General features: G+C 40.4%; 15 protein-coding genes and 1 other annotated feature. Of the genes, 4 read left to right on the top strand and 11 right to left on the bottom strand.

From position 1 onward, the window contains the following. Positions 1–20 precede the first annotated feature (20 nt). Positions 21–245, bottom strand: a binding site (T-box leader). A 137-nt stretch (positions 246–382) separates the two neighbouring features. Then, positions 383–3349, top strand: coding sequence for a transglycosylase domain-containing protein (locus tag GHD25_RS12395; RefSeq protein WP_164217296.1), 2967 nt, complete (start codon positions 383–385; stop codon positions 3347–3349). 761 nt (positions 3350–4110) lie between these two features. Here the strand turns inward: GHD25_RS12395 and GHD25_RS12390 are convergent. Beyond that, positions 4111–4404 (bottom strand): hypothetical protein, encoded by a 294-nt coding sequence (locus GHD25_RS12390; protein WP_164217294.1) that lies wholly within the window; start codon positions 4402–4404, stop codon positions 4111–4113. Between the two features lie 88 nt (positions 4405–4492). Beyond that, positions 4493–5011 (bottom strand): hypothetical protein, encoded by a 519-nt coding sequence (locus tag GHD25_RS12385; protein WP_164217292.1) that lies wholly within the window; start codon positions 5009–5011, stop codon positions 4493–4495. Between the two features lie 191 nt (positions 5012–5202). On the opposite strand from GHD25_RS12385, the gene GHD25_RS12380 reads away from it, so the two are divergent. The 3 genes from GHD25_RS12380 to GHD25_RS12370 are packed head-to-tail and all read left to right on the top strand — an operon-like array spanning position 5203 to position 7661. Next, positions 5203–5856, top strand: a complete 654-nt coding sequence (locus GHD25_RS12380; protein WP_164217290.1) for a GNAT family N-acetyltransferase — start codon at positions 5203–5205, stop codon at positions 5854–5856. Next, positions 5857–6507: an acetoin utilization AcuB family protein gene (locus tag GHD25_RS12375; protein WP_164217288.1), complete on the top strand. Its 651-nt coding sequence runs from the start codon at positions 5857–5859 to the stop codon at positions 6505–6507. Beyond that, entirely contained in the window at positions 6504–7661 is a 1158-nt protein-coding gene (locus GHD25_RS12370; protein ID WP_164217286.1) for an acetoin utilization protein AcuC, read from the top strand. The genes GHD25_RS12375 and GHD25_RS12370 overlap by 4 nt, the downstream gene beginning before the upstream one ends. Before the next feature lie 174 nt (positions 7662–7835). Here the strand turns inward: GHD25_RS12370 and motS are convergent, their stop codons facing one another. The 9 genes from motS to ytpR all read right to left on the bottom strand — a co-directional run bounded on the left by motS (position 7836) and on the right by ytpR (position 18817). Next, a complete protein-coding gene (gene motS, locus GHD25_RS12365) occupies positions 7836–8624 on the bottom strand; it encodes a flagellar motor protein MotS (protein WP_164217284.1) in 789 nt (262 codons plus the stop codon). Beyond that, entirely contained in the window at positions 8605–9438 is an 834-nt protein-coding gene (motP, locus tag GHD25_RS12360; protein ID WP_164217282.1) for a flagellar motor protein MotP, read from the bottom strand. Before motP ends, motS begins: the two co-directional genes overlap by 20 nt. 124 nt (positions 9439–9562) lie before the next feature. Beyond that, the gene (gene ccpA / locus GHD25_RS12355) at positions 9563–10558 is read right to left on the bottom strand and encodes a catabolite control protein A (RefSeq protein ID WP_164217279.1); all 996 of its coding nucleotides are present in this window, start codon (positions 10556–10558) and stop codon (positions 9563–9565) included. A gap of 189 nt (positions 10559–10747) precedes the next feature. Beyond that, on the bottom strand, positions 10748–11833 hold the full coding sequence (locus GHD25_RS12350) for a bifunctional 3-deoxy-7-phosphoheptulonate synthase/chorismate mutase (protein ID WP_164217277.1): 1086 nt from the start codon (positions 11831–11833) through the stop codon (positions 10748–10750). Positions 11834–12317: 484 nt separating this feature from the next. Continuing rightward, complete coding sequence (locus GHD25_RS12345; RefSeq protein ID WP_164217275.1) at positions 12318–12749, bottom strand: YtxH domain-containing protein; 432 nt, start codon at positions 12747–12749, stop codon at positions 12318–12320. A gap of 19 nt (positions 12750–12768) precedes the next feature. Beyond that, positions 12769–13173 (bottom strand): DUF948 domain-containing protein, encoded by a 405-nt coding sequence (locus tag GHD25_RS12340; protein WP_164217273.1) that lies wholly within the window; start codon positions 13171–13173, stop codon positions 12769–12771. A gap of 507 nt (positions 13174–13680) precedes the next feature. After that, on the bottom strand, positions 13681–14979 hold the full coding sequence (gene murC / locus GHD25_RS12335; RefSeq protein ID WP_164217271.1) for a UDP-N-acetylmuramate--L-alanine ligase: 1299 nt from the start codon (positions 14977–14979) through the stop codon (positions 13681–13683). 684 nt (positions 14980–15663) lie between these two features. Further along, positions 15664–18000: a DNA translocase FtsK gene (locus GHD25_RS12330; protein WP_164217355.1), complete on the bottom strand. Its 2337-nt coding sequence runs from the start codon at positions 17998–18000 to the stop codon at positions 15664–15666. 214 nt (positions 18001–18214) lie between these two features. Further along, entirely contained in the window at positions 18215–18817 is a 603-nt protein-coding gene (ytpR, locus tag GHD25_RS12325; protein WP_164217269.1) for a YtpR family tRNA-binding protein, read from the bottom strand.

The raw sequence follows: 18817 nt of genomic DNA, 5'->3' as shown, positions 1-18817 counted from the left end.
AAAAAAACCCCTCCCTCTCAGAAAGGGACGAGTTATACGCGGTACCACCCTTGTTGCAAAATTCATTGCCACTTCGGATTGTTAACGATGTTTCCACCGTCTCGTGCGGTCATAAATTTCAAAATAACCACCAGCGAGATAGCTCCGGATACGTAATTCGCCTGCAAATATGTCTGGCTTTCACCTGCCGCCAGCTCTCTGAAACAGGGATTTGCATAACTACTATTATCCATCTCAGCTTTGAATTCATGCTTCCGTTTGGAAGATTTATTTATCTATTCATAACATATTTCGAAAAACAAAGCAAGATCCAGCCAAAATTTTTATACACTATAAACCTATCTATGCTATAATAGAAAAGCAATTATAGGAGGTTTTTGACATGGATTTAAAGCAATTTTACCATAAATCCAGCCAAAAAGTGAAGGAACTGTGGAAAACAGGTAAACTTCAGCGTTCTTCCAGGATTACATACGACGTGTTCTGGAATGTTATTCTGTTTTTCCTAATCGTTGGCTTTATTGGCATGTTTTTTGCCGGAGGACTCGGCGCAGGCTACTTTGCTTCCCTTGTAAAGGATGAGCCAGTTCGTCCATATGAAGTGATGGCAGATGACATCTACAACTATGAAGAAACTTCAAAATTATATTTTGCCGGGGAAATTTATATCGGCAATGTACAGGCCGATCTGTTCAGAGAGGAAACAACACTGGATGATATTTCTCCGGTATTGATCGATGCGGTTATCGCTACCGAGGATGAATATTTCAACGAACATGATGGCATCGTGCCAAGTGCCATTTTACGTGCCATGGTGCAGGAAGCAACGAATTCTGATACGAGAACCGGCGGCAGCACCTTGACACAGCAGTTAATTAAAAACCAAATACTTACAGATGAAGTTTCTTTTGAGCGGAAAGCAAAGGAAATTCTCCTCGCACTGCGGCTTGAACGTTTCTTTGAAAAGGATGAAATTCTCGAAGCTTATCTAAATATTGTTCCTTATGGCAGAAATGCATCCGGAGATAATATTGCAGGAATTCAAACTGCAGCGCAGGGCATATTTGGCATTGATGCAGATGAAGTAAACCTTGCCCAGGCTGCTTATCTTGCCGGCCTTCCGCAAAGTCCGTCCGCCTATACCCCTTTTACGAATCAAGGGGAATTAAAAGATGAAGATGGGATTCAGCCCGGCATTAACCGCATGAAATCCGTATTAAACCGTATGCTTGATGCTGATTATATTACCCGGGATGAATACGATGAAGCGATTGAATATGATATAGCTGCTGATTTTACAGAGGGAACAGAATCACCAGTTGAATCATATCCTTATCTGACCTATGAACTGCAGGAAAGAGCTAAAGATATTTTGAAATTACATCTGGCAGAGCAGGACGGACATACGGAAGAAGACTTACAGGAAGATGGGGATTTGAATCAGGAATATGATGAGTTGGCCAGAAGGGACTTACGGGTTGGCGGCTATGATATCCACTCCACCATTGATAAGGAGATTTATGACGCCATGCAAACCGTTGCTGAGGAATATCAGTATTATGGGCCGGATCGCACGTTTACCGTTGAAGACGCCGAGACAGGAGAAGAATACGAAACAACGGATCCTCTTCAGACTGCTGCCATGCTGATAGAGAACAATACAGGGAGAATTATCAGCTTTGTCGGCGGACGCGGTCATAGTGAGGATGAGGAATTAAATTATGCAACAAAAGCTGTGAGATCACCCGGCAGTACGATAAAACCCTTACTCGACTATGGACCCGCAATGGAAGAAGGTGCTGTGCAGCCGGGAACGCCAATTGCTGATTATGATAGAAACTATCCTGGATGGACAAATCTGGGCAACTATGGCGGAGGCCACTATGGCATTGTTTCTGCAAGAACAGCACTTGCTAATTCCTATAATATTCCGGCAGCAGAGGTTTATTTAAACATTATGGATAAAAGACCGACAGAAGAATATCTGGAAAAAATGGGAATTACTACGCTCAGTAAGATGGATCATGAGATACGTTCTATATCTATCGGTGCTATGGATCACGGAGTTACCGTTGAAGAAAATGTAAATGCCTTTGCTACGTTGGGAAACAATGGTCAGTTTGCTGACGGATATATGATCGAGAAAATCACCACAGAGGACGGGGATGTCATTTATGAACATGAGACAGAAGCTGTAGATGTGTTTTCTCCGCAAACAAACTATTTAACGCTTGATCTGATGCGCAGTGTAATAAGCCAGGGAACTGCTCAATATCTAAATTCACAATTGAGATACGGCGGTGTGGATTGGGCAGGAAAAACCGGTACTTCTCAGGACTACTGGGACGGTTGGTTTATTGCAACAAATCCAAATGTGACATTTGGGACCTGGATGGGTTATGACAGGAATTATTCCATTTACGAAACTGGCTCAGGTTTATCCTACAGCCAGATGAACATGAAACTCTGGGCAGAATTGATCAATGCAGCAACGGATATTAATCCCGACTTACTTGCGCCTTCTGACAGATTTACACGACCGGACGGTGTTGTCCAGCGCAGCTATTGTGCCATTTCCGGCATGCTTCCATCAGAATTATGTGAGCAGGCGGGTTTGGTTAAGTCTGATCTTTTTAATGCTAAATACGTGCCGACTGAAACAGATGACAGCCTGATTTCCGGCAATATCGTCATGGTGGATGGAAATGCTGTTGTTGCAGGACCGGATACACCTGGTGAATTTGTGGAAGGAGATGGCCTTGCCTTTAACCCTGATTTTCTGGAACGGATGGGCTGGGATGAATTGAGCGATTTGACACAGCTTTATCCACGTACTGAAACAGAAAAATGGGAGAAAATAAGTGTTTCTACTTCCAATACAGGGGCAAGCAGCTCCATTGAAGATACCGGCAGTGCTCCGTCTGCACCGTCCGTTTCTGCCTCTGATACATCATTAACCTGGGATCGTACTACAGGTCAAAACATTGTCGGATACCGGGTATTCCGGGCAAGTGAGCCCGGCGGAAGCTTTTCCCGGATTGGAAGCACTACCGATACGGACTATTCCATCAGTTCAGATGGTGTCTACCATGTGAAAGCAGTAGACTATTTTGGCCGGGAATCATCTGCTTCCAGTGAAGTGATCGTTGGTGATACAGATGAAGATTCCGACAGCGATGACGAGAATGGAAATGGCGATGGTGATGGGAACGGCAATGACAGTGAAAATGATAACGACTCCGAGGAAGATGAGGATGAAAACGGGAACGGTGATGATGAGGAAGACGATGAAGAGGATGACGAGGATAGTGAAGCGGATGAAGAAGATGAGGAAAATGACGACAGTTAATAGTTAAGGATATAACAAAACGCTTGGGCGTGGTACCGTCTCCAAGCGTTTTGTTATTGCGATTTTAAATATAAATACCTTCTTACATTCATCGGTGGCATGAAATAATAAACCCAGGAGAGTGATTCTCATTTCATACACTTATTGACCCTATGAAGCATTGAACAACATAGAAACCTCCCGCTAAATCAATCATATAGGTCTGATTGAACTGTTTTCCACTAATCCCACAAGGAAATAAGCTTCTTTCCAAAGAGGTGGTGCATCAATGGTTTTAGGTTATTTTAAATGGTAGAAGTGAATTCCGAACTCTCCATTCACTGTAACAGTGTTTTTGTAACATAAATAACTAAGAAAGTAAGGTAAATATGAACAATTAGTAATAACATATTCTTAATGAAAAATTCACTTTATGATAACTAAGCAATAAAGATTTCCCATACATATAGTTCAACATACGAGAAAAGCTTGATGCAAGCAAAAAATTCTGCATTTGATCCATGTCTTTATGATAAAATTGTAAATATTAGACTAAATAATTAATAAAGGAGGCATTCCCTTTGATTGCTAAGTTCAATATCTTTGATAATGATTTAATCGCCCAGCAAAGGCATGCTATAAATAATACTAAATTCCATAAAAAGGGTAGAATGATGCAGATTATTTTATCATTTGTATTCGCTTTATTTATTTTAATAGTTGCTGGGTATTCAATAAATTTTGTTGTTTTTGGGTTTGTTTTGTGTTTAATTCTTGTCCCTCTAATATGGAAATCTTACGAGTATGGGCTTATAAAGCGGTATAAAAAAGATATTGTTAAACAGCACAAACACAAAATCTATATCGTCTATATCACCAAGCAACAACGCAATAATAGCAAAAGCACCTGCAGCTGCCATTGCACCAAGACCATATAAAATAGCTAGGTGGATTAAATAAATGGCTCCTAATACGAGAGCTACACCTACGGCTACCGCGATTGCATCCCTGACAGGGGTCAAGTCAATATCCAGCGTAATTACCACTGTGACAGCATGTTTACCATAATTTACCAATTGTTAAAGTGTAAAATTCTTTCCGATTGCCAGGCTTGGTTCCTAATGCAAATTAAAAAAACAGAGCATATCACCCTGTTTAAAAACTTTATTTTATGCTTTTTTCTAATTGGCTGTGTATTTTTTTAAGTTCATCGTAATATTGGTCTGGATCATCAGCATTTTCAAATCCATCGGTGACTTTTATCCCATCATCTACTAACTGCTGTAATTTGTCTGGCACTTCTCCAGCGTCATTATAGTATTTTAGATAGTTAGTTGATGTCACAACTAATTGATATTTGAAATTCTCCGTTGTATATTTATCTTTCATTCCGGTTTCGCCGTTAAAATGCTTTACCCTTTTTGAAACATATTCTTCAAATGAACTATATTCAGGAACTACTACTCCCATTTCTGTATCTTTTTTGGCTGTCTTTTTTATATCAAGGTCATTATTATTTTCTTTCATTGGTTTATCCTCTTTAATATAATTACTTTGCTCGACCATAGCTGTTTTTTCCTCATTCAAATTGATAAAAGCACTTAAAAACATTACTGCTATAAAAGAAAAATACGCTACTAAGCCAGTTATAAAGAACCACTTTATGCTTTTCTTTAATTTCATAAAACCGCTCCTAAAAAAACAGCTTACATGAATAGTATTACTTACTATTTACAAATGCAAGCATTAAAAAAATCGAATCCTTCTAATCCAGACAACTATTTACACTTTTATTGAAGTAAGACTAAAATTACAAAGCAAAATCCTGTATAATACAATGTAAGCGATTAAAATTTTTGTAGGCGGTGAAATGGATGGAGCATAAGAAAAGCTATCATGCGCAAACACGTGAAGCTTCCGGTGAAACAGTTACCATAGAGGGTCCTCTTATTTCAGAGGAATTAAAAAAATATCATTTTCATGAATTATTAACAGCATTTCGCCCTGCTGACAAACAATTTGAGGCACTTTTAAACATTGCGGATTTTCCTGAAGGCAGAATAATTATTGCCAGAACAGAAGATATGATTGTCGGCTATGTTACATATCTGTATCCCGATCCAATGGAAAGATGGTCGGAATTCAACATGAAAGACTTGATCATGCTTGGAGCCATCGAGGTAATTCCTGATTACCGGGGAGCAGGCATAGCTTCCGGTTTGTTAAAAGTCTCCATGATGGATGACTATATGGAAAATTACATTGTCATTTCCACGGAATATTACTGGCATTGGGACCTGGATAGAACTTCGTTAAGCATTTGGGACTACCGAAAAATGATGGAAAAAATGATGGCAGCAGGCGGACTGGTTCCTGCCCCTACAGATGACCCGGAAATTATTTCCCATCCAGCCAACTGTTTAATGGTGCGGATCGGCAAAAATGTGCCGGAGTCCTCGGTCAAAGCATTTGATAAACTGCGATTTTTACAGAGACATCAGTATCGAATTACGCGGGAGGGATTATAAATGCTTGTCGAAGAAATTATGAAAACAGATGTAGTGACTTTGCCTCCAAGTGCAACGATAAAAGAAGCACTTGCATTGCTGCAGAAATACCGCATCAGACATATACCGATTGTAGAGGCGGACTTTTCCATCGTTGGCATTGTTTCAGACCGTGATGTGCGAGATGCCAGTCCGTCCATATTCGATAAAGAAGTTAATTCCCATGAAATGGAATATGAACTTCGCTCTATTATGAGCTCACCCGTGATTACAATTCATCCGCTTGATTTCGTCGAGGAGATAGCACGTATTTTTTACGAAGAAGAAATTGCTGCACTGCCTGTGATACGGGATAATAAATTGGTCGGTATAGTAACCGAAAAAGATATGTTATATACACTCATCCAACTAACCGGCACCCATGTACAAAGCTCCCATATTGAAGTAAAAGTACCTCACCGGCCCGGTATTTTGCCTGAGGTTACGGCTATTTTTGGTAAACGTAAAACGAATATTGTGTCAGTACTTGTGTATCCTTATAAGTCAGATCCCGATTATAAAATACTTGTATTCCGCGTTCAAACAATGAATCCGTTGCCAATTATTCAAGACTTGAGAGAAGCGGGGTATGAATTAATGTGGCCAAATAATATACCGGAGCCAAAACTATGAAATGCAATGCTTCATTCGTATTTTCCGATGCATTCCTGAAATATCATTTTCATGAAGACCATCCATTCAATCAAAAGCGGGTGGTGCTTTCCAAGGAATTATTGGAGGAGACAAATAAACTTACAAAAGAGCAGATTATAGCACCCCGCATGGCAACGGAAGAAGAACTTGCTCTTTTTCATGACCGTTCTTATATTGAGGCAGTTAAAAAAGCAAGCGACGGACGGCTGACGGATGCAGATGGGTATGAATATGGGCTTGGAACCGAAGATACACCTATATTTGAGAATATGCATGAAGCATCCAGTTACCTGGTAGGCGGCACTTTAACAGCCGTTGATGCTGTTTTGGGCGGTAAAAGTGATCATGCACTGAATCTTGGTGGTGGTTTGCACCACGGCTTTAAACGAAAAGCTGCAGGGTTTTGCATATATAATGATGGTGCCGTGGCAATTAAATACATTCGGGAAAAGTACAATTTGCGTGTCTTGTATGTGGATACAGATGCGCATCATGGGGACGGGGTTCAATGGGCCTTTTACGATGACCCTGAGGTTTGTACATTTTCCATTCATGAAACAGGAAGATACCTTTTTCCGGGTACAGGTAATGTAAATGAACGCGGGATAAAGGAAGGTCATGGTTATTCCTTTAATCTGCCGATTGATGCGTTTACTGAGGACGAATCTTTTCTTCAAGTATATGAAGCCGCTTTCAGGGAGATTACGGAATTTTTCCGTCCTGACGTGATCGTGACACAAAATGGAGCTGATTCCCATTTCTATGATCCATTAACACATTTATCTGCATCGATGAAAATTTATGAACGTATCCCTTTCCTGTCGCATGAACTGGCTCATCAGTATTGTGGCGGCAAATGGATTGCACTGGGCGGCGGCGGTTATGATATTTGGCGGGTTGTTCCAAGAGCCTGGTCACAAATTTGGAATGTGATGTCTTCCGGCGAAGTGGCATACGGAGATATTCCTTCCGGCTGGCTTGAAAAATGGCAGCCAAAATCTCCTGTGGAATTGCCCAAATTTTGGCATGATCCGGAGGAAAGCAGACCGACGATCCCAAGAAAAGTGGAAATAACAGAAAAGAATGAGAAGCTGCTTTTGAATTTATTAAAATATACGAAACCGGTGAAATAACTGGGTGGGATGTCATTTCCCGCCCTTAGGGTTTTTAAAAAAAGCCTTAAAAATTTTACACATACTGCCAAATTCCAAAATTGATATTTCCGGAGGCAGCTTTTGGTGTACATAGAGTACTGCTCGTCTGGTCATTAGATAGTAAAAATGAAACAGGAGAACCATTCCCCTGTTTCATTCTTCACTGTCTTCCATGATTACGATTTCCACTCGTCTGTTTCGGCTCCAGTTTTGTGGTGAATCATTTGGTGCCGCCGGTCTTGTATCAGCATATCCTGCTGAAGTAAAACGTGATTCATCAAATTCATTTTCTTCGATCAAATAGCGGATCACGCTGCTGGCCCGTGCTCCGGATAATTCCCAATTAGAAGGATACCTGAAATTGGATATCGGCCTGCTGTCCGTATGCCCTTCAACTTTTACACTGTTCGGGATATCATGCAGCAAGGAGCCAATTCGATCTAAAAACGGCATTCCCGAATCAAGTATCTCCGCTTCTGCTGAATCAAACAGGATACTTTCCTGCAAAACCAGCACAACACCTTGTTCGGTCCTATTCGCAGTTATTACATTATTTAAGTTGTTTTCATCCAGATAGGCTTCAACTTCTTCCAATAAACTGCTCAATGAATCTTTATTATCTTCATCAACTTCTTCCGTTTCATCGCGGTCTGTATTATCCCTTAACTGGGTCGGTGTTTCAAATTCGTTTGTGTTCTTTCCCTGTTCTTCAGTGCTAGTATGTTCTGTCGGATTTTCAGCAGGTACAGCGGAAGGATAAAAATCCAGAATCATCCTGTTTTGAAAAGACTCGGCGATTGCCTCAAATTTAACAAGATCAATCTGTGACATGGAAAATAAAAGAATGAAAAAAACCAAAATAAGCGTAACCATATCTGAATAGGTAACCATCCATTTAGGTGCACCGCTGTTTTTCCGTTTTTTAATTTCCCTGCGCTTCATGTATGCTCTCCTCCACGAAAACAGTTTTTTCATCCTCTTCCTGTTTCTCCTTCACCTCGCCGGAAAGAAAAGCACCTAATTTTTCTTCTAAAATTCTTGGATTTTGTCCTGACTGAACACCGATAACCCCTTCTATAATTACCTGCTTAATAAAGACTTCTTCTTCCGTTTTGCTTTCCAGTTTGCTTGCCATTGGAGAAAAAACCAAATTAGCCAGCACCGTTCCGTATAATGTGGTGAGTAACGCCACCGCCATGCTCGGTCCGAGGGCAGCCGGGTCTTCCAGACTATTCAGCATCATAACAAGACCGACCAATGTTCCGATCATCCCCCAGGCCGGAGCATATTCGGCAGCTTTTTCAATCAGGGCTCTTCCTCTGTAATGGCGATCTTCCATCGCCGTAATTTCCGCATTCATAATGTCATGAATAACTTCGGGTTCAATCCCATCAACAGCAAGCAGAATGCCTTTGCGAATAAAAGGATCATCCACTTCCTCAAGTTCATTTTCCAATGCAAGGAGACCTTCTCTTCTCGCCCGTTCAGATAACCGAATAAATAAATCAATTAATTCGGGGAGGCGCTGGTCATTCTTATGAAATGCCTCATTCATCACTTTTCTCGTCAGTTTAATTTGCTCCATTTTAAAATTAATTAACATGGAAGCAATCAATCCACCGATAACAATAAAAACCGATGAAATATCCAGAAACTGTGCAGCTCCTTCAGACCCGCCTTTAGAGCCAATTGCAAGCATAATCATTATAAAACCAAACGTAATGCCGATAGGAGTTAATATATCCCGTTTTCTCATAATCCCGCTCCTTAGAAAACTTGGCTTATCATAAATTCTTATGATGAAAGCCATTTGCATTTATGCAGAAAAAAATAGTCTGCATAAAATGAAATTAATTCTGCTCCTTATATCGGCATATTATTTAATTTGTTGAATGTCTTTTTTCAATTCTATGAGGAAGGATTACTTTTTGCTCCTCCACTTCTTCTTTGTTCATAAATTTGGTCAGCAGGCGCATTGCTACCGCGCCAATATCATACATAGGCTGTACTACAGTAGATAATGTAGGACGGACCATGGTAGCCAGTCTTGTATTGTCGAATCCGACTACTTCCAGGTCTTCCGGCACACGATATCCTTTATCCTGGGCCCCATGGATGACACCGAGTGCCATTTCATCCGAGGCAACAAATACTGCTGTAGGTTTTTCATTCATTTCCAGCAGCTGCTGTACTGCTTCAGCACCGGAATCATAGGAATAATCTCCCCGAATGATATAACTTTCACTGACAGAGCCGCTCAGTTCCTTTAAAGCACGAGTATAGCCCTTATATTTAAGCTCATTAATATGTCCATCATCCTGCCCGCAAATAAAAGCCGGCTGTTTATTCCCGCCATCAATTAAAAATTTCGTTGCCTCATATGCCGCTTGTTCATAATCAATATTTACAGACGGCACTACAGCATTGTCATCGTAAGTTGCAGCTAAAACAACCGGAACCGGTGCGGATTGAAATTGCTGGACATGCTCCTCCGAGATATGTCCCCCCATAAAAATAAGCCCGTCCACCTGTTTTTCCAGCATGCTGTCAATTAGCTGGAGCTCTTTATTCTTATTCTGATCCGAGTTGCTTAAAATGATATTATATTTATACATGGTGGCAATATCTTCAATTCCCCTTGCCAGCTCCGCATAAAAGATGCTGGAAATATCCGGGATGATCGCACCGACTGTCGTGGTTTTCTTGCTTGCCAGCCCTCTTGCCACCGCATTCGGACGATAGCCAAGCTGTTCAATAACGCCTAATACTTTTTTTCTTGTTGTTGGTTTTACATTCGGGTTTCCATTCACAACCCTTGAAACTGTTGCCATGGATACATTTGCTTCTCTTGCTACATCATATATTGTTATGTTCACTTTTACCAGCCTCCAACTATATCTATAAATCGACCTCTATTTTCTTTATCATACTCCACAATGAAAAAAATTACAAAAAGAAACCTGTTTTTAATGCTGAAAAAAACTTCAAAAAATAAAGGCTGCCAAACTTATGATGGCAGCCTTTATTTCTTAGGGTTTGAGATAAAATACTTTTCACTGTATTAATTAACGGGTTTCCACTGCTTTCATACGATGATCCATGGCAAGGAGCTCATCCATAAAGTCATTAAACGTTGGAATATCCATTTGCTGTGCAGAATCGGACAGGGCAACAGCAGGATCCGGATGTACTTCTGCCATGACGCCATCGGCACCAATGGCAATGGCTGCTTTAGCCGTAGGCAATAACAAGTCTCTTCTTCCGGTTGAATGTGTTACATCCACCATCACCGGTAAGTGTGTTTCTTTCTTCAATACAGGCACCGCAGAAATATCCAGCGTATTTCTTGTCGCTTTCTCATACGTTCTGATGCCTCTTTCACAAAGAATGATATTTCCGTTTCCGCGGGAAATGATATATTCGGCAGCATTTATAAATTCAGAAATAGTTGCGGAGAGGCCACGTTTTAACAATACTGGCTTATCAACGTCACCCGCTGCTTTTAAGAGTTCAAAGTTTTGCATATTTCTCGCACCGATTTGGATCACATCCACATAATCCAATGCCTCTTCGATATGCGCGGGATTAATGATCTCACTGACTACTGCAAGATCATGCTTATCCGCTGCCTTCCTTAAAATCTGCAGTCCTTCAACACCTAGTCCCTGGAAGTCATATGGTGAGGTTCTTGGCTTAAACGCCCCGCCGCGCAATAATTTTAAACCTTTATTTTTAACCGCTTCTGCAACCTGTTCCACTTGCTCGTAGCTTTCAACCGCACATGGGCCCATCACATATTGGGTGTTTCCATTTCCTACTTTTGCACCTTTGATATCAATAATGGTATTATCCGGCTTTTTCTTTCTGGAAACAAGCAGTGCTTTTCGGTGGTCATCTTCCTGCAATTCAAGTCCTGCCTTAAAGATCTCTTTAAATATATGTTGAATCGTGGCATCCTCAAACGGTCCATCATTCTGGGCAGTAATTTTATTCAGCATATCTCTTTCCCGGACGGGATCAAACCGTTTTGTGCCCTGTTTTGATTTTATTTCACCAATTTGCTGAACAAGTGTAGCGCGTTTGTTAATCAAGGATAACATATCCGCATTCACGTCATCCAGCTGTTTTCGCAATTCGTTAATATTTGCCATAGCTCATCTCTCCCTCAACTCAGTTAAAATTTTATAATTAGTCACCATTATAGCTAATTATGTTTTCTTTGTCGATAATAAAATTAAGTTTTTTTATGAAAGCAAAAATATCCTTTCAAGATGCCTGCTTTTTTTATCTAAAAAATGAGCACAATGAATTTTCTGAAAAATATTCAATTCCGGTCCCGGATATTGGAAATCTCTTCCACTATGTAAAAATGAGACTGGGACAAAACAATTTTAGTAAACAGAAACCCGAACATCCTTATACTTTGCACTTAAAACCCGCTCAGGAAATATACTACGCTTTCCGCGGGCGGCTGGTAAGCCTCCTCGTGCTAATGCACTGTGGGGTCTTACCGATGCCTTTGCTCCCGCAGGAGTCTACGTATATTTCCGGAGCTAATATAGTGGATTGTTCGTCTTTTCTATGATTACTTAGTGTTCTGTCCCAGCCTCATTTGAATAACAAATTACATGCTTTTTATTGCGTTTTTTGCGCTGCTTCTCCTGTTTTTTCCACTTCTTCCACTGCTTCCTTTGCTTCATTTGCAGCCTTGTCCACTGCACTTTCACTTCTTCTGCGCTTTTCTTCAATCTTTCCTTTTACAGACTCAGTAAATCCTTTTGTCTTTTCTGTGGCATTTTTCGTAAGTTCTGAGCTTGTATCCATTGCTTTTTTCTTTAGTTCTGCACCAGTAGTGTAGGCTTTATCTTTCCAGACAGTACCTTTTTCCTGTGCCTGGCTGCCTAATTCAATCGCACGGTCCTTGACTTGGCTCGCGCCCTGGTTAATGTCGCCCCGCAATTCTTTCCCTGTTTTCGGAGCAAATAATAATGCAGCCGCTGCACCAACCATTCCTCCAATTAATGTACCAATAATAAAATCCTTTGTGTTTATGTTGTTGTCTGCCATCTCCAATTCCTCCTCTTGATTATTTTTTCTTTTTCTTCCATAAATCAATAATTGCTGATCCCCATTTTACTGCTTGAGAAACCTTTTCCGGATCTTCGGATGCTGTTTTTGATATACTGTTTGATAATTGCTGCAGTGAATGGTTAAAGTTTTTCACTGAATTCCCCATGCTTTTCGCGCCATCAAATAACCCGTCCACTTTTGCGGATTTTTGATTTAAATCTTCAGCTAATTGGTTCGTTTTGTTAAGCAGCTGTGTTGCCTCGTCAGTAACACCTTCCATCTGCTTCTCAATACCATCCAATGTTTCCGTGACATTGCTCATCGTCTTTTGAACTTGTTTAAATGTAGTGACCGCATACACGACCAGTACCACAAAAGCAACTACTGCGATGAATGCTGCAATATACAACATGATTTCCATTTCTGCTCTCACTCCCTTTACTGTATCTGAATAAGAATGTACGGTGTCGTCGTGGCCAGGGTCTTTAATAAAGGCTGATCTGATAGAATAACAGGTGTCCTCATAACCTGGATGCGATAACTATAAATGTTAGGTACCATTCCTGATGCCGGTCGCTCCATCTCATTAAAAGCCTTCGATTACATAAGTTTTACCCTTTCTCTATTCTATTGAAACAAATTTAAAGGTAAAAAAGCAAGCATACCTATCTTTTATATATTAACCATTCGACAAATATGTATGAATTCCTTCTATTATTGGAAGCTTGGTTATCGTGAATGTGATTCTTAAAAGCGTATTTTGCTGTCCCGGCAGTCCCTATGCTTTGCATTGCAGACTTAAATGGCATAAATCTTAAGTAATAGACTCTTATACACCTTATGCAAAAAATTTCAGCGGACAAAAAAATTCTATATCCTTAAATAAAAAACAGTATAGCAAACCTTGAAAGATTTACTATACTATCGTTCAGGCAGTTACCGTATTTTCGTATGCTTCCTGAAATTTTTGGATATCTCCTGCCCCCATAAATATGAGTACACTGTCCTCGTGTGACTCCAATACTCTTGTGTCCGCTAATTCCAGGATGGAGCATCCCTCAATCAAATCCTGCAAATCATGTATAGTCAGCACACCAGTTTCTTCCCTGGCGGAGCCGAAAATATCGCATAAATATACGTCATCTGCCTCATTTAAACTATCAGCAAATTCCTGTAAAAACATTTTTGTTCTTGTAAATGTATGCGGCTGAAAAATAGCTACGACCGGTTTATCAGGATACTTTTTGCGTGCGGATTCAATGGTAGCTGAAATTTCCCTTGGGTGATGCGCATAATCATCAATAACAATTTGATTATTGATTTTCTTTTCGGTAAACCGGCGCTTAACCCCTTTAAAGGTACTTAATTTCTTAATGTCTTCCACGTTCATATCCTCGTAATGGCAAATTGCAATGACTGCCAATGCATTTAAAATGTTATGGTCGCCATACATCGGAATCGCAAATGTATCATAATATGTGTTTCTGACAAACACATCAAATTCCGTGCCTTCCTTAGTCTCCTGCACATTTTGTGCCTGAAAATCATTGGAAGCATTAAATCCGTAATATACAATAGGCACCTTTGTCTGAATATGCTGCAGTTCCTCGTCATCCCCGCAGGCAATAATTCCCTTTTTCACCCTGTCAGCCATTGATTGAAATGCATCAAATACATCATCAATGCTTGTAAAATAATCCGGGTGATCGAAATCAATATTTGTCATGATGGCGTAATCCGGTTCATACTGCAAAAAATGCCTGCGGTATTCACAAGCCTCAAAAACAAAATACCGGCTATCTACGTGCCCTTTTCCGGTCCCGTCCCCAATTAAGTAGGAAACAGGGAATGCTTCGTGTAAAACATGAGATAAAAGACCTGTAGTAGATGTCTTTCCATGGGCACCGGTAACAGCAATACTTGTATATTGTTTTAGCCATTCACCCAAAAATTCATGATAACGATAAAATATTACTCCCAGTTCTTTCGCTTTTTTTATTTCGATATGATCATCAGCAAAAGCATTGCCTGCAATAACGGTATAATCCCCGTGTATATTATTTTCAGAAAAAGGGAGAATCGGAATACCTTTGTCTTCCAGAGACTTCTGTGTAAAAAAACGTTTTTCCACATCTGAGCCCTGCACATTTTCTCCTGAATCATGCAGGATCTGTGCCAAAGAAGCCATTCCTGTCCCTTTTATACCAATAAAATGGTAAGTTGTCATAAAAAGAACCTCCAAAATATGCTGTAAGGAAACCTGTTCCATATTTGATACATGTCAACGGCTGCGGTCTTCCAATTAATCGAATTTTATCTATACGTATTTTCGTTTAAATTATAAATTGCATGTTTCCCTTAGTTATTTTAAACCACAATTACTAATATAGCCTGAAAGTCATATGTCTGTTCACACCTATTTTCACATTATATCAAAATATGTGCTGGATGAAAATATATTTTCGCTTTTCCATAAATGACTAATTAACCGCAGACCAGCCATCCAAACTTTAAAGTGGATTGCCATTCACATGCCGCCCAAGCAAAAGTATCTCCTATTTATTCTCCCGTTGCCCACTTTCCATTTATTCATGAAATAGAAATAGCCGGGGGACATTACTTACGGAAATTAACTTATTGATAAAAACTCAGCATTACTGGCTATACATGCCAATCAACCTTTAATTGCATGCAGGTCTGTCGATGAATGCAGCTTCCTTCTTTGATTATACCGTGTAAAGCAGGGATGGTTACGTTAAATAATCAGTATTCATTGCCTTAAGTGCACGTTGCTTTTACCACATTCTATACATTAGTGGGCATAGATGTTCATCCGCCACTTGTTCTTCACCCTTTTTTCCATTTAAATTCAGCTGGCATAGAATACCGTCATTTCAATCGGAGATATGCACTAATAATTTTCTTCCAATTGGGCCTGTGTAACAAGTACTTCCCTCGGTTTGCTGCCATTTTGGCCGGAGATAATACCTTTGCTTTCCAATGTATCGATGAGTCGCGCTGCACGATTATAGCCAATTTTATAGTGACGCTGCAGTAATGAGGTGCTTGCACTTTGCTGTTTTAAGACAAATGTTATCGCATCCTGCAGGAGTTCATCTTCTGTTTCCTCCATGGAAACTTCCTTCAACAGTGATTCCTGTTCAAATAAGTAATCCGGTTCTGCAAGTGTTCTCGCATAACTGGTGAGACGCTCAATTTCCTCGTCGGAAACAAACGGTCCCTGCAGTCTAATACTTTTACCCGTACCATTTTCAATAAACAGCATATCCCCTTTGCCCAGCAGCTTCTCGGCACCGGATGTGTCTAAAATGGTACGTGAATCCACCTGGGAGGAGACACTGAAGGCAATCCTTGTCGGTATATTTGCTTTAATCAGTCCGGTGATCACATCCACCGATGGACGCTGTGTAGCCAAAAGTAAATGAATGCCGCATGCTCTTGCTTTTTGGGCAATTCGGCTTATGGCATCCTCCACATCCTGTGGTGCAACCATCATAAGATCAGCAAGCTCATCAATGACGATGACTATAAACGGCATCTTTTCATCCTGTCTTTCTTGTCCTAATATCTTTTGATTAAACCTTTCAATGTCACGGACTCCTTCTTCCACAAATTTTTCATAGCGCTCTTCCATCTCCCGAACTGCCCATTTCAATGCCTGGGTCGCTGCTTTTACATCTGTAATGACAGGAGAAACAAGATGCGGAATACCATTGTATGGAGCAAGCTCTACCATTTTCGGGTCAATCAAAAGGAATTTCACATCTTCATAATTTGCTTTGTACAAAAGACTAACCAGGATAGTGTTTATGCAAACACTTTTTCCTGAGCCTGTAGCACCGGCAATCAGTCCATGAGGCATTTTTTGGATATTTGTTATAAGCGGTGTTCCTTCAATGTTTAAACCCAGCGCAATCGTAAGCGGTGAAATGCTGTTTTTAAAGGCATCCGTTTCAAAAATCCCCTGCAGGCCAACCTTTTGTGCTTTTTTATTTGGGATTTCAATCCCGATGGTCCGCTTTCCGGGTATGGGCGCTTCAATCCGGATATCCTTTGCTGCCATATTCAATTTTAGATCATCACTTAGATTCTTTACTTTACTGACTTTCACGCCGAGTTCAGGCTGAACTTCAAAACGGGTTACTGTTGGACCTTGCACAGCATTCACTACACGTGCTTTCACATTAAAGTGCTTCAAAGTTTGCTCCAGCAGTTCTCTTTGCTGGCGAATCCAACGATGATCTCCATTTGAAGATTCCTGTTTATCATCAAGCAAGTGAAACGGGATGCGATCGTTTGTCTTGGTTTCGGAAACGGTTGTTTTTTGCAGCTGTGCCCGCTCCAGCTGTTTCTTTTTATCCGCCGGTGTCATCATGACATTGAATGGAACTTTATTGGATCCCTGCTGATTGCGATGTTTTTTCCGGCTGTACTTACGGTATGTATCGCTTTTTTTACTGGATTGCTGATGGATTGTTTTTTTCTGTGAATTTTGCTGATCTACTTGCGGGTCCTGCTGTTGAAATTCTATATTCTCCTCAACGGGGATCTCACTTTTTTTCTGGTCATCTGTTTTTTCCCGCTTTGCTGCAGCATTTTTACCGGGGTGCTGTATATCGGCTGCTGGTGAATTGTCAGTAACAGCATCTTCTGTTACTATCTGCCCTTTTGTTCCTTTTGCAGATTCCCCGGCCATCAGCTGTCCGCTCATCTTTTCATTACGATTATTCTCACCTGTAATGATTCCAGCAGCAGTTTGATGAATCCCTTCTTCTGTAATTTCTGCAAAGGCTGTCTCTTCATCTTTTAAGGATTCCATTCTCTTCTCCCTTTTTCGCTTATATGCCGGCACATCTTCAATTTCCTTATTTTTCCTGCGCGGCTGGTACCCATAAATCGGGGATGGAACCTCGGTCGGTGTAAATGGCTCGTCCTTATTCTTTTTATATACTTTATTTGTGTTTCTCTGTTCCGATTTCATTGTATTTATCGGCTGAATCCTTGCATCTGGCTTTCTGCGTTCATAGGCAGGCCTTTCTGCATTGGTTTTACGTTCTGTTTGTTGATCAGGGATGACAGGAAAACGAAAAGGTTTTTCCTTTGGGTATTGATAGGTCATTTTAGCCTTTATATTCGGATTTCTATTTTCCTGTCTTATTTCCTGCTGTTCATCCGCTTCATGATCTGAAAAAAGCTTCCCTAATTTCTTTTTCCAATTACCCCACATGTTTTTCACTCATTTCTTTTCTTGCAATTACTTCTAGTTTAGCATTATTAGCGTTGTTTTGCCGAAACATTTTAGAGAAAAAGCGATAAGCTGAAAAGTACGCCGGCTTCACACAGTTTATAGATAATTACCGGCAACCCGATGACAGCCAAAAAGAATGACAACCCATTTTCATAAAGATTGTCATTCATTATTTCACGATCTCATGTCCATGCTAAAACTCGAATGGTTCTCCTGTCTGATACGTATCATCAAGCACATAGATGCCTTTTTCCTTTGACGCATTTGGCAAACCCAATTCTTTTTGTGAACATATCATACCATTCGAAGGCACCCCGCGCAATTCTGTCGGTTTAATTTTCATTCCGCTTGGCATCATCGCACCGACCTTGGCAACAACAACCTTCTGGCCCTGATCTACATTCGGTGCGCCGCAGACTATTTGAAGCAGCTCCTCTCCAACATCAACCTGACATACACTTAATTTATCGGCATTTTCGTGGCCTGTTTTCTCCTTTACGTAACCGACAACAAATTTCGGACTAAGATCAACATTTAATTCATCTTTAACGCCATTCTCTTCAAAAACCTGTTTGATTTTATTTACCATTTCCTTATTCAAAGGAATTTTTCCGGCAGAATCCAAAGTAAAATAGCGGGAAGCATTGAAAATATTATACCCGGTAATATTGCCTTCGAGATCTGTTATTTTCACAACATCCCCATGTTTTTCATTTTTTATATGTTCGCGGTCTCCCTCATGGATCGGGAATATAAGCACATCTCCAATTCCCTTGTAATTATAAAATACGTCCAT

Source organism: Virgibacillus aidingensis (assembly GCF_010994035.1).
Taxonomy (GTDB): Bacteria; Bacillota; Bacilli; order Bacillales; family Amphibacillaceae; genus Virgibacillus_N.
Note: the sequence above shows the minus strand (reverse complement) of the source record. Positions and strands in the feature narration are given on the sequence as shown.

What these genes read in the sequence shown, in the direction of transcription:
- GHD25_RS12330 (WP_164217355.1), bottom strand. Translation starts at nt 18,000, where the DNA reads ATGTGGGGTAATTGGAAAAAGAAATTAGGGAAGCTTTTTTCAGATCAT.
- GHD25_RS12380 (WP_164217290.1), top strand. Translation starts at nt 5,203, where the DNA reads ATGGAGCATAAGAAAAGCTATCATGCGCAAACACGTGAAGCTTCCGGT.
- GHD25_RS12385 (WP_164217292.1), bottom strand. Translation starts at nt 5,011, where the DNA reads ATGAAATTAAAGAAAAGCATAAAGTGGTTCTTTATAACTGGCTTAGTA.
- motS (WP_164217284.1), bottom strand. Translation starts at nt 8,624, where the DNA reads ATGAAGCGCAGGGAAATTAAAAAACGGAAAAACAGCGGTGCACCTAAA.
- GHD25_RS12340 (WP_164217273.1), bottom strand. Translation starts at nt 13,173, where the DNA reads ATGGAAATCATGTTGTATATTGCAGCATTCATCGCAGTAGTTGCTTTT.
- motP (WP_164217282.1), bottom strand. Translation starts at nt 9,438, where the DNA reads ATGAGAAAACGGGATATATTAACTCCTATCGGCATTACGTTTGGTTTT.
- GHD25_RS12350 (WP_164217277.1), bottom strand. Translation starts at nt 11,833, where the DNA reads ATGGCAAATATTAACGAATTGCGAAAACAGCTGGATGACGTGAATGCG.
- murC (WP_164217271.1), bottom strand. Translation starts at nt 14,979, where the DNA reads ATGACAACTTACCATTTTATTGGTATAAAAGGGACAGGAATGGCTTCT.
- GHD25_RS12375 (WP_164217288.1), top strand. Translation starts at nt 5,857, where the DNA reads ATGCTTGTCGAAGAAATTATGAAAACAGATGTAGTGACTTTGCCTCCA.
- GHD25_RS12345 (WP_164217275.1), bottom strand. Translation starts at nt 12,749, where the DNA reads ATGGCAGACAACAACATAAACACAAAGGATTTTATTATTGGTACATTA.
- ytpR (WP_164217269.1), bottom strand. Translation starts at nt 18,817, where the DNA reads ATGGACGTATTTTATAATTACAAGGGAATTGGAGATGTGCTTATATTC.
- GHD25_RS12395 (WP_164217296.1), top strand. Translation starts at nt 383, where the DNA reads ATGGATTTAAAGCAATTTTACCATAAATCCAGCCAAAAAGTGAAGGAA.
- GHD25_RS12370 (WP_164217286.1), top strand. Translation starts at nt 6,504, where the DNA reads ATGAAATGCAATGCTTCATTCGTATTTTCCGATGCATTCCTGAAATAT.